Origin of the sequence: Rahnella aquatilis CIP 78.65 = ATCC 33071 (assembly GCF_000241955.1) — a bacterium.
GTDB classification, from domain to species: Bacteria; Pseudomonadota; Gammaproteobacteria; order Enterobacterales; family Enterobacteriaceae; genus Rahnella; species Rahnella aquatilis.
This window is the reverse complement of record NC_016818.1, coordinates 2389064-2412349: the sequence shown is the minus strand read 5'-3', so window position 1 is coordinate 2412349 and position 23286 is coordinate 2389064. Positions and strand designations below refer to the sequence as shown.

The window sequence follows — 23286 nt, the reverse complement described above, 5'->3', positions numbered from 1 at the left end:
GTGAAACCGGAAGTAAACCCGGCTAAGGACTCAGCCCGCCGGGTATTTATGCACGACATGACAAATCTAAAATCTGGTATGTACAGATACGTTGCGGCGCAATCAGTGATCCATTGCCTGCATCGTTTCGGTACGAATTTCTTCAGTTACCCGCGCTTTCAGCGCCATAAATTCCGGCGACGTTTTCAGGGTATAGTCCCGCGGATGCGGGAAATTAACTGCCACTTCGGTTTTGATCCGCCCCGGCCGTGCACTGAAAATCGCCACTTTATTGGCCATGAAAATCGCTTCATCAATATCGTGCGTCACGAACAACACGGTTTTGCGCGAGGATTCCCAAATCGATAACAGCAGTTCCTGCATCATCACGCGGGTCTGATTATCCAGGGCGCCAAAAGGCTCATCCATCAGCAAAATTTTCGGGTCATTCGCCAGTGCGCGCGCGATGGCGGTACGTTGCTGCATCCCGCCGGAAAGCTGACGCGGGAAGTGCTGCTCAAAGCCCCGCAGCCCGACCTTATTAATAAAGTAGTCGCTGCGCTCTTTTTGCGCTGCCTTACTTACGCCACGCTCCTGCAAACCAAAACGGATGTTTTGCTCAACGGTCAGCCACGGGAACAAGGTATAACTCTGAAAGACCATGCCGCGATCGGCACCGGGGCCATCCACCTGTTCACCGTCGAGCCACACTTCGCCTCGCGTAGGTTGATCCAGCCCGGCGACAATGCGCAGCAGCGTGGATTTACCGCAGCCGGAAGGTCCGAGAATGGTAATGAAGTCGTTTTCTTCAACCTGATAATCCACCGGCAACAGCGCCTGCGTTTTCTCACCTTTCGGGCCGGTAAAAATACGTTCAACCTGACGGACACTCAGTTTCGGATGGCTCATCACAATGAACTCCATACAAACAGGCGACGGTTGGCCGCTTTGAACAACAGATCGGAGAGCAAACCAATGCAACCAATCACGATAATGCCGAAGATCATTTGCCCGGTGTTAAGCAGCGCCTGGCTGTTAACAATCATGTGACCGATACCGCTCGACGATCCGATAAGCTCCGCCACAATGACGTAAGTCCATGCCCAGCCGAGCACGAGGCGCAGCAACTCGGCAATCTCAGGGGCCGCACCGGGAATGATCACCCTGCGCACAACACTCTGGTTGGTTGCACCCAGCGTATACGCGGCTTCGACCAGATCACGCCGTGCTGCCCCGACAGTCACCGCCACCATCAGGGTTATCTGGAAGAAAGAGCCGATGAAAATCACCAGTATTTTCTGCATTTCACCGATACCCGCCCACAGGATAAGCAACGGCACAAACGCTGAGGCAGGCAGATAACGACAAAACGACACAAACGGCTCGAAAAAGGCTTCGATCAGTTTGTAAGATCCCATGAGGATCCCGAGCGGAACGGCAATAACGCAGGCCAGAATAAAGCCGCCCAGCACGCGCATTACCGTCATGCCGATGTCGGTCGTAAAATCAAAATCGGTAAACAGTAAAATCCCTTCCTGCAACATGCTCGCCGGGCTGGCGAGGAATGTTGCGGAAACGAGGCCGGTAAACGTCACCAGCGCCCATACGGCAAAAAACAGCACAAAAAAACAGAACCCGAGAAACCATCGACGCCGTGAGTCTACCGGGCGCAAAGGCACCATCATCGGGTTATGCCAGACTTTTTTGCTTGCGGGCAACGGTGCCGGCTCACGTAGAACTGACTGCGCTGTTATCTGTTTTTCTGCTGCCTGACTGACAGGACTGTTCATATCGCGGTCCTTCATGGCTATTTCACGTACTTCGCGTCATATAACGTATTGATATCCGGTGTTTTACGCAGGATTTTCATCTCAGTCAGCAACCGCGCAGCTTCGTTAGTGAAGGTCACGATTTCACCGCTGAAGAATTTCTGGTTGGCCTCACGATCCTGCCAGCGCAGATAACTGGATTCCTCTGCAAACTGTTTGCCGGTCTCTTTGACCGCCGCGCCCATGATTTCGTTGGATTTCTCCGGTTCTTTCCTGATCATATCCAGCGCTTCAAAATAGCTGTTCACCAGCGCCTGTGCGGCTTTTGGATTTTTATCCAGCCAGTCCGGCGTACAGCCCAGCGTATCCATCACCATCGGATAATCCAGCGTCGTTGCCAGAATTTTTCCTTTATCCGGGCTCTGACGGATGTTGGAAAGGTAGGGTTCATAGCTCACTGCAGCGTCATTCTGCCCGGCAATAAAGGCGTGCGCAGCGGCGTCCGGTCCGAGCGTGGCGAGTTTGACGTCTTTCATCGTCATGCCGTTTTTATCGAGGATCCACGCCAGCAGGAAGTAAGAGGAAGTACCCGGTGCATCCACGCCGATGGTTTTGCCTTTCAGATCGGTAATCTTGTTGATACCGCTGCGCACCGCGATACCGTCCGCACCGTAAGATTTATCCAGCTGTACGATTTGTTTGATCGGCACACCACTGGCATTCCAGGTTAAATAGGTTTCAACGGTGGTTGCCGCACATTGCAGGGAACCGGAAGCAATGGCCAGATGACGCGACTGCTGCGGCACCATTTTCAGCGTGACATCCAGACCGTTCTTTTTAAAGATGCCCGCTTTGTCTGCCAGCGTCAGTGGCGCAAAACCAGTCCAGCCAGAAATACCAATAGCAACCGGCGTACTGGCCGCCTGCGCCGTACTGACGGTCACACTGCCCAGCGCCACGGCCAGCCCTAACAACGACAACGAACGCTTCAGTACAGCCCTGGAAATCATGTTGCTCATCTGCCACTCCTGCCAAAGTATCTGTCTCGGGGGAAATGCCTGTGGCAGTGAAAGCCGCAGGCAAATTACGCTACTGTATATTCTTGTCTATACAAGTCAGTCGACAATATTTAAGCAAGCTTTATGCCAGTTTCTGCAGATGCACTTTTACAACATTCAGCGCCGGTTATGGGGCGTTTTGCACGGGCTGATGAATCAATTCGGTGCGCGGCATGCTCCCTTTTAGCGCAACCCTGTAAGGTATTTATCAGCTGATCGCCGCCCACAACAGCAGGCACTTATGTTGCTGAGCAGCAGGGGTCAGACTCACGGAACCCTGTTGCGATTGTGCCGCTGTCTCAGACCAGTAATATCCCTCGCCCGCCCGCAGTAGCCCGCCATCCGCCAGTTGCCACGTCCCGCTGATGACATAAATCACGCCGCCTCTTTCACCTGTCACCCGAAGAGGTTCCCGTGCGGCAACCACCCGCGAGGCACATTCCGTGCGCCGCGTCATGATGTTGAAATCGGTCGTCACATCACCCAGCAGGCGGGCGCTGAGTGCAATATCACCACTAAAAGCAAACGGCTCGCCGGTGACATTGAGTAAGTGATCAACATCAGGCTGCGCCTGTAAATGCACACCTTCCCCGCTCAGCAAGGTGATGGAGCGGTCAATACCGGGGAATGCCGAGAACGGACCATCCTGCGCGATGGTGGCAATGCTGGCGCGCCAGTCAAAATCACGGCTACCGGCAGGAAAACTGAAGATTTCGCGGGTCTCGCCACCGCCATTACGCCACGGACTGACCGGCAGGCCATCGAAAGTGAAGTGCTGCCAGGCAATCATGCGACGTCCTCCGCCAGCTGACGGAGAAGCGCGAGGAAATCTGCCGCCGCAGCCTGTTGCTGCTCATGCTGTCCGTTCACAATGCGCGCAATACCGCCAACATAGACATCACGGATCTGCCCGGCATTACCGGCGAACAGCCAGCGGTTAAGCAGTTCACTGTTTTTTGCGGCAGCGAGATAAGGATCCTGCCCGTCGAGTACCAGCCAGTCGGCACGATACCCCGCAGAAAGCTGTCCGATAAGCGCGCCGCAAGCCTGTGCACCGCCCTGCAATGCCTGGGTATACAGCACATCGCCCACAGAATTTTGCGCGGCGGTCGTCAGCCGGTTACGTCGCTGGTCACGCAGGCGCTGGCCGTATTCAAACCAGCGCAGTTCTTCAACTACATTCAGGGAAACATGGCTGTCGGAACCGATCCCCCACCGCCCGGACTGCGCCAGATAATCGACGCCGGGGAAAATCCCGTCGCCCAGATTAGCCTCAGTGGTCGGGCATAGTCCGGCTACCGCCCCGCTGCCTGCCATGCTCGCCAGCTCGAAGCGGTCAGCGTGCGTGGCGTGGATCAGACACCAGCGGGAATCAATATCCAGATTGTCGTACAGCCAGGAAATCGGGCGCTGTCCGCTCCAGCCCAGACAATCGTTCACTTCTTTCTGCTGCTCGGCGATATGAATATGCACCGGCAGACTTTTGTCTGCGGACTGCAACACCTGCTGCATTTGCTCAAGCGTCACGGCGCGCAGGGAATGGAAACACAACCCCTGATTTTGCAGACTTTTGCCGCTGAGCTGTTTGCGGATAATTTCCTGTTGTTTCAGATAACTGTCCGCATCCTGAATAAACCGTTTCTGTCCGGCCTGTGCCGGTTGCGCGCCAAATCCGGCGTAACGGTAAAGCACCGGCAGCAGGGTCAACCCGATGCCGGTTTGTGAAGCGGCTTCACTCAGATGCGCGGTCATTTCACCGTGGTCGGCATAAGCCTGACCGCTGATGTCGTTATGCAGATAGTGAAATTCAGCCACCTGCGTGTAGCCACCTTTGAGCATTTCGATATACAACTGACGGGCTATTACGCCAACCTGCTCAGGTGTCAGGCGCTGCACCATGCGATACATCAGATCGCGCCAGGTCCAGAAGCTGTCCTGCGGATCGCCGGCAACTTCCGCCAGCCCGGCCATCACCCGCTGAAATGCATGCGAATGAAGATTCGGCATTCCCGGAACCACCGGGCCGGAAAGGGGCAGACACCCCTGCGGATCGCCGTCCGGGGTCACCGCCGTCAACATTCCGGCAACATCGACATCCAGCCGCACGTTGTGCGCCCAGCCATCAGCAAGTAAAGCGCGTGGAGCAAAATAAGCAGGCATGACAGCATTCCTGAGCAGTAAGAAGAAACATAAACGCAATTTTATGGAAACAATTGCAAAACTTTTAAGCGACTTGTCTATACATATACATATGCCTGATTGCGCTGTAAACTTGCAACAACCCTTTTTTTATAAATTTAGTTTTCCGTCACGCCCTTTCCGTTTACTTTCCTTTGATGGAAACTGCCGGGCGGACAGGCAAACTTTCCCAATATTTCTGGAATTTCATTGAGTGAGGTAAGAGTCATGTCGGAGCCCACACCACTTTTGCAAAATGGTGCTACACAACAACAGGGTGTGTCACAACAACAGGGTGTGTCACAACAACAGGCTGTGTCACAACAGGGAGTATCACAGCAGACATTGTCCGAACTGGCGGCTGCGATGAGCGACACACCCGCGCCCATTTATCAGCGGGTCAAACAGGCGATCATCAGCCAGATCCGCGCCGGTGTCTGGAAACCGCATCAGCGTGTACCGTCTGAAAGTGAGCTGGTCAATGAAATTGGCGTCAGCCGCATGACCATCAACCGCGCCCTGCGCGAACTGACCAGCGAGGGATTTTTGATCCGCATGCAGGGCGTCGGGACCTTTGTGGCCGAAGCCAAGGCTTATACCCCGATGCTGGAAGTGCACAACATTGCCGATGAAATTGCCCAGCGCGGTCATCGTCATGACAGCAAGATTCTGGTGTGCGAAGCGCGACTGGCGGACGCCGATCAGGCGCTGCAACTGGGTATCGCCACGGGTACGTTGATGTTTTACTCGCAGATTGTTCATTACGAAAACAACGTACCCGTGCAGATTGAAGACCGTTTTGTGAACCCGGAAACCGCCCCCGATTATCTGCAACAGGTGCTGAACAAGCAGACACCCTATACGTATCTGATGGAAATCGCGCCGCTGACGGCGGGTGAACACCGTGTTGAAGCCATCAGTGCCAGCGATGAGCAACGCGAGCTGTTGCAACTGAACGAACATGAGCCTTGCCTCCTGATCCACCGCAGGACCTGGAGCGGCAGCCGCGTGGTGACTTCCGCGCGCCTGATTTATCCCGGTTCCCGCTATCAATTATTTGGACGTTTCACCAGCCACGGCTGATTCCGGCACACCTTAATGGCGGCTTTGCAAGGCCGCTATCTCTTCGTTCAAATTTTGGAAGACGTCTCGTAATAAGAAAAAACTATCGCTGGCTGCCTTGCCGGTTTCACGGTTATGCGTTAGGTTGACTTTAGTTGTCTATACAAGATGAATTCAGCCTGGAGCCTGTCATGCCGGTAGCGATATCCCCTTCTTTTTCAGCCGAACCCCCTTCCCGTTGTGACAGCGTATGGCGCGGTGCCACGCTGGTCACCATGCAGGACGGGCATTACAACCTGATTGAAAACGGCGCGATGGCGGTCGCAGACGGGAAGATCGTCTGGACCGGCTCTGCCGCAGATTGTCCGGTTTTCGCGGGAGCCACACAGCATGAATTCAGCGGCGGGATCATCACCCCGGGCTTCGTTGATTGCCATACGCATCTGGTATTTGGCGGCGATCGCAGCGCAGAATTTGAACAGCGGCTCAACGGCGTCAGCTATGCAGAAATCGCCGCAGCCGGTGGTGGCATTCTCTCCACCGTCAATGCCACCCGCGAGGCCAGCGAAGATGAACTTCTGGCGCAGGCACTGTTCCGCTTACAACCGTTGCTGGCAGAAGGCGTGACGTGTGTTGAGATTAAATCCGGTTACGGGCTGAGCGTCGAAAGTGAGCTGAAGATGCTGCGGGTGATCCGCCGGTTGGGCGTTATGCTGCCGGTGGAGGTGAAATCCACCTGTCTTGCCGCCCATGCCCTGCCGCCGGAGTTCAAAGGACGCGCGGATGACTATATTGATCTCATCTGCGAAACATTATTGCCGGTGGTTGCCAGTGAAAACCTGGCCGACGCCGTCGATGCCTTTTGTGAACATCTGGCGTTCTCTCCGGCACAGGTTGAACGGGTTTTTAATGCCGCAAAAGCCTTGGGGTTACCGGTTAAATTACACGCCGAGCAACTGTCTTCGCTGCATGGTAGCGCCCTGGCGGCACGGCATCATGCGTTGTCAGCCGACCATCTGGAATACGCCACCGCTGAAGATGCGCAGGCCATGGCCGCCAGCGGCACCGTCGCCGTATTACTGCCGGGGGCATATTATTTGCTGCGCGAAACACAATGCCCGCCGGTGGATGAGTTCCGCAAACTTCAGGTGCCGATGGCGCTGGCCAGTGACGCCAATCCGGGCACATCGCCTGCACTTTCTTTGCGTCTGATGCTGAACATGGGATGTACATTGTTTCGCCTGACGCCTGAAGAAGCGCTGGCCGGGATCACCTGTCATGGCGCACGTGCGCTGGGTTTACAGGAAACACACGGCACGCTGGAAGCAGGAAAAGTCGCTGACTTTATACACTGGCCCCTGTCGCGTCCTGCCGAACTGGTTTACTGGCTGGGCGGTCAGTTGCCCTGCACCGTTGTTTTTCGTGGAGAAGTACGAGGAGAGTTCCGTTAATGAGCCTTTCAACTGCCAATGTTATCGCTGAACCGTACCATTTTATCCAGGGTACCGCGCCGTTATTGATCAGCATCCCCCACGCAGGTACACATCTGACGCCAGAAGTCGCCAGCGGTCTGAGCGAAGCCGCCCTTCCGCTATCCGATACCGACTGGCATATCCCGCAACTGTACGATTTTGCGCGCTCACTGGGTGCCAGTATTCTGGTCGGTCAGTATTCACGGTTCGTCATCGACCTGAACCGGCCTTCCGATGATAAGCCGTTGTATACCACTGCCACCACGGGGTTATATCCCGAGACGTTATTTGATGGCCGCGCGACCTTCAAACCGGGCATGACGCCGACTGACACTCAGCGCCAGCAATATTTAGATCAAATCTGGCAGCCATATCACCAGCAAATTCAGTCAGAACTGGCGCGTATGAAACAGGAATTCGGCTATGCGTTGCTGTTTGATGCGCATTCCATTGCGTCGGTGATCCCGCGTCTTTTCGACGGCCAGCTACCGGATCTCAACCTCGGCACCAACAGCGGCGCAAGCTGTTCACCGGCGCTGAGTGAAATCCTTGAGAGAACCTGCCAGCAGCAAACCCGCTTCAGTCATGTGCTTAATGGCCGGTTTAAAGGGGGCTATATCACGCGGGCTTACGGCCAGCCTGACAGAGATATTCACGCTGTTCAGCTTGAGCTGGCGCAGGTGAATTACATGGAGGAGATGGAGCCGTTTGCTTACTCGCCTGATAAGGCGGCCGAATTGCAGGTGTTATTGAAACAGTTGCTGGAAGGGATGGTGGGCTGGGGGGAAGATGCTTATAAACAGGGAACAGTGGCTAAATAGCTGTTTTTCCTTTGCTCCTCCCCCTGCGAAGGGGGAGGACGGGAGGGGGTTTTACAGACAAAACCATAGCCAGCGCACACTCTAACCTTCTGATTTACCTTTAATACCCCACCCCAACCCTCCCCTTCGCAGGGGAGGGAGTTGTCCATGCTCACCCTTCAAATCGCGATATTTTTCGTCTAAAACCCTACTTAAAGTCCGCATACGGCACTAACGGTTCCGGCGGCATATCCAGGTCCCCTTGCCAGCCGCTCATCGAATATCTCGCGTAAAGCAGAAAGTGGCTTGGCGTGTAATCCTTCGCCTGTTGAATATCAATTCCTCCGCCGACGGTCCAGTGAGAACTGACCCGCCGTTCAACCAGTGCCTGCAAGGTATAGCCAAAACCGGATCCACTGCTGCCGGTTTCGGTGGCATTTTTATCCGGTAATGAATCCGGGATCAGATTCTGGATCGGATAACGTTTCTGATCGCGGGTTGAGGAACGTGACCAGGAGACCGAACCACCGAGTTGCCATGACCAGTTTTCAGTTCGCTGGCGATAACTGACGGGCACTGAGAGTGAGAAATATTGCTGCGGACTGTAGTAACCGCCCTGTCCCAGTGTGTAACCGCTGAGGTCTTTCTGGTAATGCCAGAGCATGGAGCTGAGGCCCACCGTGGCGCGGCGGTTATCTTCGTTGATGACTTTGTAGTAATAACCGCCCATCAGGCGTTCGCGGGTATTGTCTTCAACATTTTCACCCGTCAGCTGATGCGCGCTGAGATCAGCCCACACGCCGTTAGCCAGCCCCTGATCGTAACTTAACCCCAGGCTGGCACCGGTCGCGCGAACGCCGCCCCAGGTGGTGCCGGTGCCCGGATCTTTTGCGCCCGCGAATGAAAGTAATGAGCTGGAAACCGGACGGCGTGAAACCGTGGTCGTCCAGCCGATATCGCCCCAGTCACCACGGTAAGCCAGCCCGCCGACCCAGTCGACAACCGGGAAGCCCAGCGGCGTGGTGCCTAAATCCCCTTTCCATTTGTCATTTTCCCAGCCCGCGCCAAGGCTGACGCCGTTAGCGGTCTGGCTGCGGTAACGGCGGCAATTCTGATCACTACAGGTGCCGAAACTGGCTTCGTAATCACCGTTTTCGTTATCAAAGGTTCCGGCATCCATACGCACCCAGTCGGCCCGCAGGAATCCGCGGCCCTGATACACCGGCATATCCGCCTGCAACATGGTGGTGTTGGCCGTGAGATCCGATTTACCCGGCGTACCGCTCGACGTCCAGGAATCCGTATCCACCGTGAAATTCACATCCTGCTGACGGTACAGATCATGTGCGTCGGAGCGGATACCGCGTTTCAGCCAGTCATCCGTCCCACTGTTGCGGGTCAGGCGCGTATAGCTGTCGTTATCTTCCGGCACTTTACCGGTGATACCGCTGGCGACCATTGCCTGCCCGAAATCCTCACGCGCCAGTTCTGGCTGTCCGAGTTGCTGTTCCAGGCTGGCGGCGTTGCGATAAATCAGTGCCTTGTCTTGGCCGGGCGGTTGTGAACGCGCAGCTGTTTTCAATGGCTGCATCAGCGCAGCGGCCTGGGTGGTTTCACCAACATCGCGCCAGGCCATGGCGACCTGTCGTTGCTGATTCAGGCTGAGGTCATGCAGATCAGCCTGCTGCAACTGCTGTTTCGCCCGCGTGGTATTACCCGCAGCAAGGGAAGTATCGATGGCAGTCAGGGTTTTACCGAGCTGAATGCGCTGCGCCATTTCGCGCATGTTGTCGTCCCATTTCGCCTGCGGCAAGGTATTCAGATGGCGCAGTGCGGCGGCGTCACGATCGGAGCCGGACAGATACAACGAATAAGCGTAAACCTGTTGCGGATCCGCCGGGTGCTTCGCCGCAAACTGCGCAAAAGCCGCATCCGCCTGCGCCGGTTCGCCCGCTTCACGCAGGGCACTGGCGTAATGGTAGGTCGTCCAGACATCGTCCGGATCCAGCTTCAGCACTTCGCCATAGCGGTTCGCGGCCTGATGCCAGTTGTGTGCGGCGGCATATTTCTCTGCCTGACCAGTGACAACGTCACGTTGCAGCCCACGCTGTTTATCGCTGAGTTTCGCCCTCGCAGCGGCAGGCAGTGAACTGATGTAATCGAGCGCTTTTTGCGGCGACTGACGCTGATAGATGTTCGCCAGCCCGCGCCGGGCGCTGCTGTTGTCGTGCTCCAGCGTCAGTGCGCGGCGGTAAGCCTGCTCCGCCATCGGGTCATTTTTGCGCGCCACCGCCACATCCCCGAGGCCGATCAGCGCCCACGGGTCGCGGGAGTCCAGACGCTGCGCCTGATTGTAGGCTGCTTCGGCCTGATCAAGCCGCCCGGCTTTCAACGCCTTATCGCCCTGTTCAATTTTCAGCCAGTAACTGTTGGTCTGGATCAGACTGTTCCATTTACCTGCATTATAGCCGTCGGTTTCGGCGACCTTCGCCCGCTGAAACAGGGTCAGCGCCTGCTGACGGTTACCGGCGCGGGAATAAGCCAGCCCCATTGCACCGAGAACTTCGGCATCGTCAGGTTTCGCCTGCAATGCCTGTTTCAGCGGCGCAATCGCACCGGTTGAACCACCATTATTAATCTGCGCCAGACCGCGGAGTCGCGCCTGATAACGAGGATCGGCCAGCAACGCCTGCTGGCGCTGAAGTTCCTGCTGCGCGGCAATCACCTGCGGACCGCTGTCGAACGTCGCAATAAACTGCTGCAGGGCATCAACGGTCGGATTGCCCACAGGCTGGTCTTTAATCTTTGCCAGCCATAAATCAGCGGCGGGAGAATGCCCTTCACTGGTGGCGGCGATTTGCTTAATCAGCCTGACCGCTTTGGCGTTATCCCCTTCGTCAAACGCCATCTGCGCCAGTTGCAGGCGTAACTGCACATCCCCCGGATACTGATTATTCAGCGCCTGAAGCTGCGCCTGTGCCCGGCCTTTTTGCCCCGGCAGGCGCGCAATCAGTTGCCAGTATTCCACCGCCAGATCCAGGGTTGGCGGCTGGTCGCCAAACAATTCATCATATTGTGCTTTGGCTTCATCAAGCCGCCCTGCCGTCGCCAGCAACCGCGTCTGCTGGAGTTTTTGCTGCATTTCCGGCGAGGCGATTTTCAGGCTCCGCTGCGCCTGCCGGTATTCATCCGAACCGGGCGCAACCTGTTTAATTTTTTCCAGTTGCTGCTGTGCTTTGGCCTGATCGCCTTCGCGCAGATGCAGACGCAAACGGGCGGACATCACTTTCGGGTTCTGCGGATCCATTAATTCCAGGCGAAACAGTGACTGACGCACCAGATCGTCCTGATGACTGGCTTCACCGATCCGCACCTGTTCCAGCAACCATTGTTCCGGTGAAACAACGGGGGCTGAAACCGCAGGCGCAGTCAGCAAAGCCAGCCCTACCGTCAGGGCCAGTCTGCTGCGAAAAAACAGATGTGTGCGGTGTGTGTTCACGAACTTATTCCTGGTCATCATCAGACAGACGACGACGGGCCAGAGAACGCAGACCGGTCCACAACAGAATGGCCGCCAGCAGCACCGAAATCACCGCCATCACCGCCAGCAATACCGGATGGTTCGCCAGTGCGTTCCATACCCGCTCCCACCACGGCAAATGGCCCACATAATAGGTATCGCCGACCTGCAGGCTGCTGACGCCGGAATCACGCACTACCGCCACTGAGCCAAAGATCCGCGCACGCTGTTGGGTATCCTGCATCGAGGTGTTCAGCATTTCAAAGCCCTGCTGACCGTTTGCCATCAGCGCGACGATGCTGCGCTGATCAAAGTATGGCGACCTGACGCCGACGATGGCCGCAATCGGGCCTTGCGCACTGATTTGCGCACTGGCATCCACCCGCGCATCGCCGTCCGGAGCAGCGTTATCCGGTAACGACACCTGGCGGACTGGCGTATTGACTGTATCGCGCACAGCCCCGATCAGTAAGTTGGCTTTTGTGTCATCGCGCATGCTGTCGTCGCGCAAATCCGCAGGCAGATTGCCGATCACCAGCAGATCTGCGTCGGTGGATTTTGCTTTTGCCGCGTCTTCGGTCAGCCCCACGCCAAGCGCCGGATAACCGGTGAGTGCGCCAATATTGCCCATGGCATCAAGCAGCGTGGTGAGCTGAACCGGTTGCGGTTTTGACTGAACCAGAACCAGCGTCTGGGATAAATCTGCCAGGCGGCTGAACGGGAAACCGGCGTTGGCGAAAGCGCGCAAATCAGGCATCGCCATGAAATGACGGTAACCGGAGAAATCGATGGTGGAGCCGTCATCGATTACCACATGATTTGGTACGCTGTTATAGGTTTCGCAACGGCCATCGGCGCCGCTCGCCAGCAGCGAGGTGTAGTCGAAATCAAAACGCATCTGGTTAACCGCACCCAGTTTCAGCGCGGGAATATTCAGGTCTTTGCTGCCATCCAGCAGCCCCTGCAGCAGTGACAGATGCAGTAACTGTGAATCCTCATCGTGTCCGGTTTTCAGGGTCAGATCCTGTACAAACTGGTTATTCAGGCTGATGCTCAGACGCGAAGTGTTTTTCAGCTGCGGCGAGGTGTAACGGTACTTCAGCCGCATATCAATGCCGGTGCTGTTAATCAGGAACAGATCCGGCGGCAAATTAATGTTGAGCGTGACCGGATTCGGCTGAATGCCGTCAGACTGTAACTGTTCCGCATACTGTTTCAGTTCGCCAAAATTCATCGGGCGGTCAGTACGCACCCAGTTTGGTGCGTCATACGGCTGGCGTGGCTGGATCCTTTCCACTTTACCGACGCCGATCGTTTCGCCACGAAACAGAATATTCCCCTGCGCAATGCCTTTTACTGCCGTCAGTAAGTCCTGATCATCACGACCGAGGATCAGCAGCATTTTGACGTACGGATTATCCGGGCGGCTGACCATCTGCACCACCGGTCCTTTTACCGGCGGCATTTCTTTGAGGAAATCCGGGCGTTTGCCGTTGGTCGCAAACACCACGGCGTGACTGTCCGGCAACTGGTTATAGAGCGTCGGGAAGGATTGTCCGCGCCACTGGGCTTTGCTGCCGAACCAGGAGGCCAGAATCGCCGCCGCCTGTTGCTGGCTGGCATCCGGAGACGTGGCAAAGACCATCGGCAGACTCAGCGGACGGCTGTCGCGCGCATCAAAGAACGGCACCGGGAAATGCGCCAGATCATTGCTCAGCGGCAGTTTCTGGTATTGCAGGCTGAGCGAACTGCCCTTGCCGATTTCCAGCCACAGCGTGGTGTTCGCCGGGTTTTCACAGACGTTCTGGTAATGCCCGATAAACTCCAGGCGGATGCGGTTGAAGTCGGTGACATAGCGCGGATCAATTGTCATCTGCAGATGATTTTTCTTGCCGGGCTGGTCTTTATCAATCACTTCAACGCCCATCAGCTGGTCGTTGAGATACACCTTAAGATGCGACTGAACCGGGATCAGCGACGGCGACGGCGTGAATTCGAGATTCAGCGTGGCCTGTGTCACGACTTCGTCACTGCGCACACCGAATTCAATCTGCCCGTTCGGCTGAATACCGCGCAAGATAATGGCCCCCGGCTTCGGTGCCACATCGGCAAAAGGTAATGTCACGCTGCGTACCGGCGCGCCCGGAATAATCATCGGGTTTACCGCTGGCGCCACCCCCGGCAAGGTCACCTCAGGCGCCGGCGTGGCGTTTCCCGGCACAGCTGGTGCAGGAGCCTGTTCACTGAAGGCCGGAGCCGCAGAACCCAACGCCAATGTCATCAATGCGGATGCCATAAAAGGGGTTATCGGAAGTCTTTTCATTGTTTTGTCATCATCAGGTTGGATTCATCAGGCTGAACGGCCAGCGGTGGATTACGCGGAGCAAAAGACAGCAACCAGCGGCCAAACGACCGGGTTGCGGATGCCAGCGGACGGTAGCGTTGCGGAGCGATATCCAGCATCCGCAGATAACCACGGATCCCCAGCCCCAGTACCTCCCGCAGGCTTTCCATCGGTTTGTCTTCAGGAAAACTGTCTTCGCGTATTACCCAGCTGTCGGCCCGGGCAAAAAAACCTTCGGCTCGGACCTGCCGCAAACGCCGCTGGTGTCAGAAAATGAGAACTCTGTGGTGATGGAATATCAGGGGAAAATTTACATCCGGCTGAATGGCGGCGGGTGGGTGCCGTATCCGAGCTGATACTATGTTTGTGGGCTCGCCGCCCACACGGGCCCAAAGGGTTTTAAACGAAACCCTTTAGAATCCTGCGTTTTTTAACTGCGCGCTCCGCTCGCTGGCTATGTTTCAGGGACCACAGCGATAGCCGCAAAATCCCGCCGCTGCGCGGTTCCCTCCCTTCGGGTTACAACCCGCGTAATAAAGACACGCGGTTTTCCACCTCTCGTCCGGCGATATTTTGAAACCGGCCTCAGACCTTTACTTCACAACCTTGCTTGTTCTGTTTTGTTTTTTTAAAAGCCAGAGACGATTCAGAAATCTTGCTGAACGGAGCGGCTTCGAGACCTCGGCTCGAAGACCGAGAGAAGGAATCGCGCAGCGGCAAGATTTCCAGCCTGTCTCTGTGGCACCTGAAACATGGCATCTAGCGATAGCGCGCAGTGGAAGAGCCCGGGATTCTTAAGGGTGGCGGCGATAAGCCACCCTTAAGGCCAGTTTGGGTGGCAACCCAAGGTTTTGATTTAAAAGCCGCCTGTGTCCGGCATTGACACTCTCATTCTGCAAATAACTGGTCATACACATGCTGTAAATGGCGGCTCATTCTTGCCCGCGCCCCTGCGCCATCTTTCGCCAGAATGGCATCCAGGATCCCCTGATGATCAGCATTCATTTCACGGGCGAAATCCACTTCTGTGTAATGACTCTCCAGGCGCATAAACCGGCGTGAACGTCGTTTATCCCACAAATATCCCATCATATCGTGCAGTACTTCGTTGCCGGTCATTTCGCTGATCATCATATGAAAACGGCGATCGGCTTCGAGGAAGGCGTCGTTGTTAGCATTGAGTTCGTTTAATTCGCGGGCGATGGCTTTCAGTTTTTCGCGCTGATCGTCAGTGCCGTTAATTGCCGCCAGTTCTGCTGTCATCGATTCATAAACCTGACGTGCTTTCACCAGCGATTGCAGGCTGAATTCCTCTTCGGTACTCACCGTTTGCACTGCCGGTGTGGCCTGTGGCAACGGATCGCTGACATACACGCCGTTACCGGTGCGGATTTCCACCCAGCCGGTGATCTCCAGCGCAATCAGGGCCTCACGAATCGATGAACGGCTGACGCCAAGTTGTTTAGACAAATCCCGTTCTGACGGGATCATCGCGCCCGGGGCAAACTGACCCGTATTAATGCAGTTAATCAATACATTAGAAATCTGGCGATACAGCCGTTCGACTTTAAGGGTGGGTAATGCCATTATTTTCTCCGTGTGCATGCTGAATCCCAAATCTGTTATCCCGGTCACATTAATGTTCGGTTTGATGCTGAATCATATGTCGGTCTGATGGCCTGACCAGCAGACCACCTGACCAGACCGCGCATTAAGATTGAACTTATCACCGGCCATGCGTCAACTACATTCAGAGACACAGTTAACAATTTTAAGGAAAACACATGGAACAGACATGGCGTTGGTACGGCCCGAACGATCCGGTTTCACTCGATGATGTGCGTCAGGCTGGCGCAACCGGCGTGGTTACCGCCCTGCACCATATTCCGAACGGTGAAGTCTGGCCGGTAGATGAAATCAAAAAGCGTAAAGCGATAATTGAAGCCAAAGGTCTGGTGTGGTCTGTGGTGGAAAGCATTCCGGTGCATGAGGAAATTAAAACCCGCAGCGGTGATGTTGAGAAACACATTGCTAACTATCAGCAATCTATCCGCAACCTGGCGGAATGCGGCATCGATACCGTCTGCTACAACTTCATGCCGGTTCTGGACTGGACACGCACGGACCTCGGCTATCTGCTGCCGGACGGTTCACGCGCCCTGCGCTTCGACCATATCGCATTTGCGGCATTTGAATTACATCTGCTCAAGCGCGAAGGTGCGACGTCTTATTACAGCGAGGATGAACAGAAACAAGCGGCTGAATATTTTGCGGCGATGACGCAGGCGGAGAAAGATCAGCTGGTGTCTAATATTATTGCCGGTTTACCGGGCGCGGAAGAAGGCTACACGCTGGATCAGTTCCGTGCGCGTCTGGCGACGTACGACGGTATTGATAAAGCGAAATTGCGTGAAAACATGGCGCATTTCCTGCGCAGCATTGTGCCGGTTGCCGAACAGTGCGGATTAAGTCTGGCAGTTCACCCGGATGACCCTCCGCGCCCTATCCTCGGCCTGCCGCGTATTATCTCCACCATTGAAGATATGCAATGGCTGAAAGAAACGGTCGACAGCATTCACAACGGTTTTTGTTTCTGCACCGGTTCTTACGGCGTGCGCGAAGATAATGACCTGGTGAAAATGATGACCACCTATGCCGACCGCGTGCACTTCATTCATCTGCGTGCCACACAGCGCGAAGACGTGCCGGGAAGCTTCCATGAAGCCGACCATTTAGACGGTGATGTGGATATGGTCGCGGTGATAAAAGCGATTCTGACTGAAGAGCAAACCCGTCGCCGCGCGGGGAATCTGCGCGCTATCCCGATGCGTCCGGATCACGGCCATCAGATGCTGGATGATTTGCATAAGAAAACCAATCCAGGTTATTCGGCGATTGGACGCCTGCGTGGACTGTCAGAACTGCGGGGAGTTGAGCGGGCGTTGAAGCAGAGCTTCTTTAGCGAATGATTTCGCGCTTCTTAATAACTGAATGGTGAAAATTTCGGTTTTTCAATAACGGTGATCACCCGGCGTTTCGCGCCGAAACCGACCAGGAGGGAAAAGTGCTTTTCCCTCCTGAATCTCCCTTCGCTTTAACTCCCCGCTACCGCTCGCTGGCTATGTTTCAGTCACCACTGCGACAGGTATACGACCATAGCCTCCAATCCACTGATTTTATTACACTCCCCATTTGTACATTCCGTTACACGCCGAAACCAATCACTCACGGACAACCTGATCTAACACGCCTAGTATTCTTCATACCGGCCCCGCAGTGGGGTGGACACTTAAACAAAAATTCTGAGGAATTAAAGATGAAAAAAGTATTAGCTCTGGTTGTAGCCGCTGCAATGGGCCTGTCTTCTGTCGCTTTCGCTGCTGAAACTACAGCAACTCCGGCACCAGCCGCTGCCGCAACTACCGCTGCTCCGGCACCTGCTGCCAAGCACGTGACTAAGCACAAGACTCACAAGAAAGTCGCTCAGAAAGCACAGGCTGCTAAAAAACATGTGAAACACGCTAAGAAAGCGGCTCCGGTAGCGCAGAAAGCGCAGGCTGCTAAAAAACACGTGAAACACGCTAAAAAAGCAGCGCCGGTAGCTCAGAAAGCGCAGGCTGCTAAAAAACACGTGAAACACGCTAAGAAAGCGGCTCCAGCTGCAAAAGCAACTCCAGCAGCATAAGTCGTCACTAATAAGTCTTTGTGAGCGTATCTACTCACCATTATCAAGACTGATGATTTAACACCCGGTTCGCCGGGTGTTTTTTTCTCCGGTTTTCTATCTTGAGGTACTGATGGAAGATGCTGCGCCGCTACCTGTTCGAAATCACCCTGTGCTCTCTGATCCTCTGCGGTCTGATCACCCTGTTTTTCTACTTCTGAATTACTCCGCGATGACGCCCGTCATCGGCTCAAAAGGCTGAGTTACCAGACAAATATATCCACCACGAAACATAACCGTCTATAATCGTTCCATAATAACGGCTTCCCGGGTTCTCCCTGTTTTCAAGGTCAGAATGTTATGCGCATCGCGTTACCGCTGTTTTTGTGCTTTTTCTGTTTTACCACCAGTCCTTTCGTACATGCTGACTCTCCAGATGATGCAGATTCGGATGTACCTTCAATCAGCATGAAAGAAAAAACGGCCCTTTTTTTTGGCCACGATCAGCGAACACCTGTAGCTGCAGCGGCGCACTGGCCATGGCAGGCCATCGGGCAGATTGAAACCGAGAGCGGCAATTTATGCACCGCAACGCTTATTTCTAAACATCTTGCCCTCACGGCAGGCCACTGTGTGCTGGCACCTCCGGGCAAAATAGACAAAGTCGTGGCACTGCGATTCATTTCTCATGATCAGAAATGGCGATATCAGATCACCGCCTTGCAAACGCTGGTCGATCCGAAACTGGGTAAGAAACTGAAAGCCGATGGTGATGGCTGGATTGTTCCGCCTAAAGCGGCGCCGTTTGATTTCGCACTGGTTCGCCTGACGGATGAAAAGCTGGCATTGCCGATCAAGCCGCTGCCATTGTGGGAAGGCTCACGTGACGACCTGACCGCCCTGCTGAAACAGGAAGGCAGAAAAGTGACCCAGGCCGGATATCCGGAAGATCATCTGGATGATTTGTATGTACATCAGGATTGTCTGATCACCGGATGGGCGCAACCGGGGGTGTTATCGCACCGCTGCGATACTTTGCCGGGCGACAGCGGCTCACCGTTGCTGTTGAAAAACGCCGATGGCTGGTCTCTGGTCGCGATTCAAAGCTCCGCGCCAGCGGCACAAGACCGCTATCTGGCCGATAACCGCGCACTGGCCGTTCCGGCTATCCGCGATGCCCTGAATACCCTTTCTTCAGGCGTTATCAGCGCGAGTACGCCGGTAACGATGCCCGCTCAGTAACCGTAAGTATCACCATTTCAGAACATAAAAAAACCGCCTTTGAGTGTATCAGGCGGTTTTTTAGTTTTGAGAACCCGTTAAATCAGTTGCTCCATCGTCTGCAAAATCCGTTTATCTGAAATCGGGTACGGCGTGCCCAGTTGCTGAGCGAAATAGCTGACGCGCAGTTCTTCAATCATCCAGCGGACTTCTTTCACCTCGTCACTTTGCTGACGCACCGGTGGCAGTTTGTTGAACCACTGCTGCCATTGCTCCCGGATGTTTTCCACTTTCATCATCTGGGCGCGGTCGCGGTGTGGGTCCATGGCCAGTTTGTCCATCCTGCGTTCAATCCCCTGCAAATAACGCAGCGTATCCGGTAAACGTTTCCAGCCGTTTTGTGTCACGAAGCCCCGGTAAATCAGCCCGGACATCTGCGCTTTGATATCAGAAAGCGCCAGCGCCATGGTGATATCAATCCGCCCTTTCAGCCGTTTGTTGATGCTGAAAACGGTCGTCAGAATCTGCTCCACCTGAATGGCGATTTGCACCACCGTATCATTGAGATTTGCGCGAACATGCTCATGTAATTTCGCGAAATCTTCTTCGCGCCACACCAGCCCGCCGGACTCTGCAATCAGTTTGTCGATGCCGCAGGAAATGCAGTCGTCAATCAAATCCAGCACCTTGCCGTACGGGTTAAAATACAGTCCCAGCTTGGCTTTGTTCGGCAATTTCTCGTGCAAATATTTGACCGGCGAAGGGATATTCAGCAGCAGTAAGCGCCGCATCCCGCTGAGCATAGCCTGTTGCTGTTCCAGTTCGCTGTCGAACAGGCGGATTGCCACGCTGTCCTTTTCATCAACAATCGCCGGATAAGCTTTCACTTCATAACCACCGCGCTTTTGTTCATAGCGTTCCGGCAAGGTGCCAAAGCTCCAGACATGCAGGTCGCGCTGTTCGATGCCGTCATCCGCGACCGCAGAAAGCGTTTGCTGAACCTGCTCTTTCAGGCCGGATTTCAGCGCAGTCAGATCTTTACCTTCGCGAAGTGTTTTGTTTTTATCATCGACAATACGGAACGTCATTTTGAGATGATCAGGCACCTGATCCCACTGCCAGTCTTCACGTGACACCGTCACGCCACTCATTTTGCGCAGTTCTTTTTCCATCGCATCCAGCAACGGTATCTCAAAAGGTTTTATGCGACCGAGCAAGGCATCCGCATAGTTGGGCGCGGGCACGAAGTTACGACGAACCGGTTTCGGCAGGGATTTGATCAGCGCCATGATCAGGTCACGGCGGATCCCCGGAATTTGCCAGTCAAAGCCTTCTTCGCTGACCTGATTGAGCAGCGGCAACGGAATATGTACCGTCACGCCGTCAGCATCAGTGCCCGGCTCAAACTGGTACGTAACGCGCAGTTTGAGATTGCCCTGATGCCAGAAGTTCGGGTAATCGTGAGCGCTGATATTGCCTGCGCCCTCTTTGATCAGCATGCTTTTTTCGAAGTTGAGGCTGTCCTGCGGCTGCGTTTTCCACCAGGTATCAAAGTGGCGCGCCGAGACCACTTCCTGGCCGATGCGTTGCTCATAGAACAGGAACAGGGTTTCGTCGTCGACCAGAATATCGCGGCGACGGGATTTATGTTCCAGCTCTTCCACTTCCGTACGCAGGCGCAGGTTAGCGCGGAAGAACGCATGACGCGTCTGCCAGTCGCCTTCCACCAGCGCATGACGGATAAACAGTTCGCGCGACACCACCGGATCAATCGTGCCGTAATTCACCCGACGTGCCGCCACAATCGGCAGACCGTAGAGCGTGACTTTTTCCGTCGCCATCACCGCACCCTGCGCTTTTTCCCAGTGCGGCTCGCTGTAACTGCTTTTCGCCAGATGTTTCGCCAGCGGTTCGATCCATTCCGGTTCGATACGTGCGGCAATACGTCCCCACAGGCGGCTGGTTTCCACCAGTTCGGCGACCATCACCCACTTCGGTGGCTTTTTGAATAACCCGGAGCCGGGGAAGACCGCAAAACGGGCGTTGCGCGCGCCGGTATATTCCTGCTTATCGACATCTTTCTGACCGATATGTGACAGCAAACCGGTCAGCAATGCGCAGTGAACTTCACGGTATTCAGCGGGTTCGCTGTTAACCGGCAGCCCCAGTTCTTTTACGACCTGACGCAACTGGGTATAAATGTCCTGCCATTCACGCACACGCAAATAGTTAAGAAAATCGCTGCGGCACAGCTTGCGGAACTGCGCCGAAGACAGCTCTTTTTGCTGCACTTTCAGATGGTCCCACAAATTCACGAACGCCAGGAAATCAGAGTCTTTGTCAGCAAAACGGCGATGTTTTTCATCAGACGCCTGCTGTTTATCCATCGGACGCTCACGCGGATCCTGAATCGACAACGCGGCGGTAATGATCATCACCTCACGCACACAGCCGTTTTTCTGCGCTTCCAGCACCATCCGCGCCAGACGCGGATCCACCGGCAACTGCGCCAGCTGACGCCCCAGCGGGGTCAGCGTATAACGGCCATCGACGGCGTTATTAATGGCGTTCAGCTCTTCCAGCAGACGGACGCCATCCTGAATGTTGCGTTTATCCGGGGCTTCAACAAACGGGAATGCCGCAATATCACCAAGACCCAGCGAGGTCATTTGCAAAATAACGGAGGCCAGATTGGTGCGCAGGATTTCCGGATCGGTGAACTCCGGGCGCGACAGGAAATCCTGCTCGGAATACAGGCGTATACAGATACCTTCGGAAACGCGTCCGCAACGCCCTTTACGCTGGTTAGCCGAAGCCTGTGAAACCGGCTCGATCGGCAAACGCTGCACTTTGGTGCGGAAACTGTAACGGCTGATACGTGCGGTGCCGGGGTCAATGACATATTTAATGCCCGGCACGGTCAGCGAGGTTTCGGCAACGTTGGTCGCCAGCACGATACGGCGGCCGGAATGCGACTGGAACACGCGGTTCTGCTCGCTGTTCGACAGCCGTGCATACAGCGGCAAAATCTCGGTGTGAGGCAAATCCAGACGGTTCAGCGCGTCGGCGGTATCCCGGATTTCACGCTCACCGCTCATGAAAATCAGGATGTCGCCCATGCTTTCGCGACCCAGTTCATCGACCGCGTCGAAAATCGCCTGCAACTGGTCACGATCCACATCGTCTGCGTCATCCACAATCGGGCGATAACGCACGTCAACCGGATAAGTCCGGCCGGAAACTTCAATGACCGGCGCATTATTGAAATGGCGCGAGAACCGCTGCGGATCAATGGTCGCCGACGTAATGATGACTTTCAGATCCGGGCGCTTTGGCAGTAACTGACGCAGATAACCGAGGATAAAGTCGATATTCAGACTACGCTCATGCGCTTCATCGATGATCAGCGTGTCGTACTGCATCAGCATGCGATCCTGCTGGATTTCGGCCAGCAGAATACCGTCAGTCATCAGCTTAACGAGCGTGTTTTCACTGACCTGATCGTTAAAGCGTACTTTATAACCGACCGTGTTACCCAGCGTGGTATCGAGTTCATCGGCAATACGGTTGGCCACGGTACGCGCCGCCAGACGTCGCGGCTGGGTATGACCAATCACGCCTTTAATACCGCGTCCAAGCTCCATACAGATTTTAGGGATCTGCGTGGTTTTACCGGAGCCGGTTTCCCCCGCCACAATCACGACCTGATGGTCACGGATGGCGTTATAGATGTCGTCTTTCTTCTGACTGACCGGCAGGTTTTCTGGGTAACTGATTTTTGGCCGCGAGGCTTCACGGGCGCTGACTTTCTTCAGACTCTCGTTGATGGCAGTCTGGATTTCAGCACCTAACGCATCGAGTGCTTCGGGTTTATCAATCTTTCTGGCACCCTGCAAACGACGTTGCAGGCGTTGCCGGTCACGTAGCATCAGCCCGTCTAACTGCGCTGATAATGCCGCGAGCGGTGATTTCACGTCGGAATTCCTTGTTACATGTCAGGCGGAGGGCACTACTGCCACCGGCTGAATCTGAATGGGTGATGAGGAAGGTTTATGCCTTACCTGCTTGCGTCTATGTTAACACAAGGGATTGAACATGCTGAAAACGGGCGTGCAATGCCGGGATATTAAGTTGTTCAAAAAAATCGATGATAGGTCTCTAAATATTGCGCTATCACTGAATAAGCTTTGTGAATAAAGTAAGTTCCATTCCGGGGACA

General features: G+C 54.9%; 17 protein-coding genes and 1 pseudogene. 8 read left to right on the top strand and 10 right to left on the bottom strand.

Going from position 1 to position 23286, the window contains the following annotated elements; translation table 11 throughout:
* Positions 1 to 102 precede the first annotated feature (102 nt).
* The 5 genes from RAHAQ2_RS10960 to RAHAQ2_RS10940 all read right to left on the bottom strand — a co-directional run bounded on the left by RAHAQ2_RS10960 (position 103) and on the right by RAHAQ2_RS10940 (position 4966).
* Positions 103 to 888 carry an ABC transporter ATP-binding protein gene (locus tag RAHAQ2_RS10960; RefSeq protein ID WP_015697291.1) on the bottom strand — a complete coding sequence of 262 codons (786 nt, stop codon included), beginning with the start codon at positions 886 to 888 and terminating at the stop codon, positions 103 to 105.
* Entirely contained in the window at positions 888 to 1769 is an 882-nt protein-coding gene (locus tag RAHAQ2_RS10955; RefSeq protein WP_015697290.1) for an ABC transporter permease, read from the bottom strand. Before RAHAQ2_RS10955 ends, RAHAQ2_RS10960 begins: the two co-directional genes overlap by 1 nt.
* A gap of 17 nt (positions 1770 to 1786) precedes the next feature.
* A complete protein-coding gene (locus tag RAHAQ2_RS10950; protein ID WP_015697289.1) occupies positions 1787 to 2767 on the bottom strand; it encodes an ABC transporter substrate-binding protein in 981 nt (326 codons plus the stop codon).
* Positions 2768 to 3014: 247 nt separating this feature from the next.
* A complete protein-coding gene (locus RAHAQ2_RS10945) occupies positions 3015 to 3596 on the bottom strand; it encodes a HutD/Ves family protein (RefSeq protein WP_015697288.1) in 582 nt (193 codons plus the stop codon).
* Positions 3593 to 4966, bottom strand: coding sequence for a formimidoylglutamate deiminase (locus RAHAQ2_RS10940; protein ID WP_015697287.1), 1374 nt, complete (start codon positions 4964 to 4966; stop codon positions 3593 to 3595). The genes RAHAQ2_RS10945 and RAHAQ2_RS10940 overlap by 4 nt, the downstream gene beginning before the upstream one ends.
* Before the next feature lie 384 nt (positions 4967 to 5350).
* Here RAHAQ2_RS10940 and hutC point away from each other — a divergent pair, with 384 nt between their 5' ends.
* The 3 genes from hutC (at position 5351) to hutG (ending at position 8339) form a co-directional block, all read left to right on the top strand.
* The gene (gene hutC, locus RAHAQ2_RS10935) at positions 5351 to 6067 is read left to right on the top strand and encodes a histidine utilization repressor (RefSeq protein WP_193785514.1); all 717 of its coding nucleotides are present in this window, start codon (positions 5351 to 5353) and stop codon (positions 6065 to 6067) included.
* Positions 6068 to 6237: 170 nt separating this feature from the next.
* Entirely contained in the window at positions 6238 to 7497 is a 1260-nt protein-coding gene (hutI, locus tag RAHAQ2_RS10930) for an imidazolonepropionase (protein ID WP_015697285.1), read from the top strand.
* Positions 7497 to 8339 (top strand): N-formylglutamate deformylase, encoded by an 843-nt coding sequence (hutG, locus tag RAHAQ2_RS10925; protein ID WP_015697284.1) that lies wholly within the window; start codon positions 7497 to 7499, stop codon positions 8337 to 8339. The genes hutI and hutG overlap by 1 nt, the downstream gene beginning before the upstream one ends.
* 187 nt (positions 8340 to 8526) lie before the next feature.
* On the opposite strand, the gene RAHAQ2_RS10920 is transcribed toward hutG, so the two are convergent.
* Genes RAHAQ2_RS10920 through RAHAQ2_RS10910 form a run of 3 tightly spaced genes read right to left on the bottom strand, consistent with a single transcriptional unit; the run spans position 8527 to position 14436 of the window.
* Positions 8527 to 11817, bottom strand: coding sequence for a cellulose biosynthesis protein BcsC (locus RAHAQ2_RS10920; RefSeq protein WP_015697282.1), 3291 nt, complete (start codon positions 11815 to 11817; stop codon positions 8527 to 8529).
* A 4-nt stretch (positions 11818 to 11821) separates the two neighbouring features.
* Entirely contained in the window at positions 11822 to 14161 is a 2340-nt protein-coding gene (bcsB, locus tag RAHAQ2_RS10915) for a cellulose biosynthesis cyclic di-GMP-binding regulatory protein BcsB (protein ID WP_015697281.1), read from the bottom strand.
* Complete coding sequence (locus RAHAQ2_RS10910; RefSeq protein WP_037039273.1) at positions 14158 to 14436, bottom strand: hypothetical protein; 279 nt, start codon at positions 14434 to 14436, stop codon at positions 14158 to 14160. The genes bcsB and RAHAQ2_RS10910 overlap by 4 nt, the downstream gene beginning before the upstream one ends.
* Between RAHAQ2_RS10910 and bcsG the strand changes: the two are divergent.
* Positions 14422 to 14538: pseudogene (gene bcsG / locus RAHAQ2_RS25525) on the top strand (cellulose biosynthesis protein BcsG); the annotation flags it as partial. The gene RAHAQ2_RS10910 and the pseudogene bcsG sit on opposite strands and share 15 nt — an antisense overlap.
* 532 nt (positions 14539 to 15070) lie before the next feature.
* On the opposite strand, the gene RAHAQ2_RS10905 reads toward bcsG, so the two are convergent.
* Positions 15071 to 15769, bottom strand: coding sequence for a FadR/GntR family transcriptional regulator (locus tag RAHAQ2_RS10905; protein ID WP_015697280.1), 699 nt, complete (start codon positions 15767 to 15769; stop codon positions 15071 to 15073).
* Positions 15770 to 15966: 197 nt separating this feature from the next.
* On the opposite strand from RAHAQ2_RS10905, the gene uxuA reads away from it, so the two are divergent.
* The 4 genes from uxuA (at position 15967) to RAHAQ2_RS10890 (ending at position 19088) form a co-directional block, all read left to right on the top strand.
* Complete coding sequence (uxuA, locus tag RAHAQ2_RS10900) at positions 15967 to 17151, top strand: mannonate dehydratase (RefSeq protein ID WP_015697279.1); 1185 nt, start codon at positions 15967 to 15969, stop codon at positions 17149 to 17151.
* 347 nt (positions 17152 to 17498) lie between these two features.
* Positions 17499 to 17867: an acid resistance repetitive basic protein Asr gene (gene asr, locus RAHAQ2_RS10895; RefSeq protein ID WP_015697278.1), complete on the top strand. Its 369-nt coding sequence runs from the start codon at positions 17499 to 17501 to the stop codon at positions 17865 to 17867.
* A 119-nt stretch (positions 17868 to 17986) separates the two neighbouring features.
* Positions 17987 to 18067: a small membrane protein YdgU gene (gene ydgU, locus RAHAQ2_RS26295; protein ID WP_455567028.1), complete on the top strand. Its 81-nt coding sequence runs from the start codon at positions 17987 to 17989 to the stop codon at positions 18065 to 18067.
* Between the two features lie 139 nt (positions 18068 to 18206).
* Positions 18207 to 19088 carry a trypsin-like serine peptidase gene (locus RAHAQ2_RS10890; protein WP_015697277.1) on the top strand — a complete coding sequence of 294 codons (882 nt, stop codon included), beginning with the start codon at positions 18207 to 18209 and terminating at the stop codon, positions 19086 to 19088.
* 77 nt (positions 19089 to 19165) lie between these two features.
* Here the strand turns inward: RAHAQ2_RS10890 and hrpA are convergent, their stop codons facing one another.
* Complete coding sequence (gene hrpA / locus RAHAQ2_RS10885) at positions 19166 to 23041, bottom strand: ATP-dependent RNA helicase HrpA (RefSeq protein WP_015697276.1); 3876 nt, start codon at positions 23039 to 23041, stop codon at positions 19166 to 19168.
* Between the last annotated feature and the right edge of the window lie 245 nt (positions 23042 to 23286).

Coding starts and splice junctions, on each gene's coding strand:
- RAHAQ2_RS10960 (WP_015697291.1), bottom strand. CDS start 888: ATGAGCCATCCGAAACTGAGTGTCCGTCAGGTTGAACGTATTTTTACC.
- RAHAQ2_RS10955 (WP_015697290.1), bottom strand. CDS start 1,769: ATGAACAGTCCTGTCAGTCAGGCAGCAGAAAAACAGATAACAGCGCAG.
- RAHAQ2_RS10950 (WP_015697289.1), bottom strand. CDS start 2,767: ATGAGCAACATGATTTCCAGGGCTGTACTGAAGCGTTCGTTGTCGTTG.
- RAHAQ2_RS10945 (WP_015697288.1), bottom strand. CDS start 3,596: ATGATTGCCTGGCAGCACTTCACTTTCGATGGCCTGCCGGTCAGTCCG.
- RAHAQ2_RS10940 (WP_015697287.1), bottom strand. CDS start 4,966: ATGCCTGCTTATTTTGCTCCACGCGCTTTACTTGCTGATGGCTGGGCG.
- hutC (WP_193785514.1), top strand. CDS start 5,351: ATGAGCGACACACCCGCGCCCATTTATCAGCGGGTCAAACAGGCGATC.
- hutI (WP_015697285.1), top strand. CDS start 6,238: ATGCCGGTAGCGATATCCCCTTCTTTTTCAGCCGAACCCCCTTCCCGT.
- hutG (WP_015697284.1), top strand. CDS start 7,497: ATGAGCCTTTCAACTGCCAATGTTATCGCTGAACCGTACCATTTTATC.
- bcsB (WP_015697281.1), bottom strand. CDS start 14,161: ATGAAAAGACTTCCGATAACCCCTTTTATGGCATCCGCATTGATGACA.
- RAHAQ2_RS10905 (WP_015697280.1), bottom strand. CDS start 15,769: ATGGCATTACCCACCCTTAAAGTCGAACGGCTGTATCGCCAGATTTCT.
- uxuA (WP_015697279.1), top strand. CDS start 15,967: ATGGAACAGACATGGCGTTGGTACGGCCCGAACGATCCGGTTTCACTC.
- asr (WP_015697278.1), top strand. CDS start 17,499: ATGAAAAAAGTATTAGCTCTGGTTGTAGCCGCTGCAATGGGCCTGTCT.
- ydgU (WP_455567028.1), top strand. CDS start 17,987: ATGCTGCGCCGCTACCTGTTCGAAATCACCCTGTGCTCTCTGATCCTC.
- RAHAQ2_RS10890 (WP_015697277.1), top strand. CDS start 18,207: ATGCGCATCGCGTTACCGCTGTTTTTGTGCTTTTTCTGTTTTACCACC.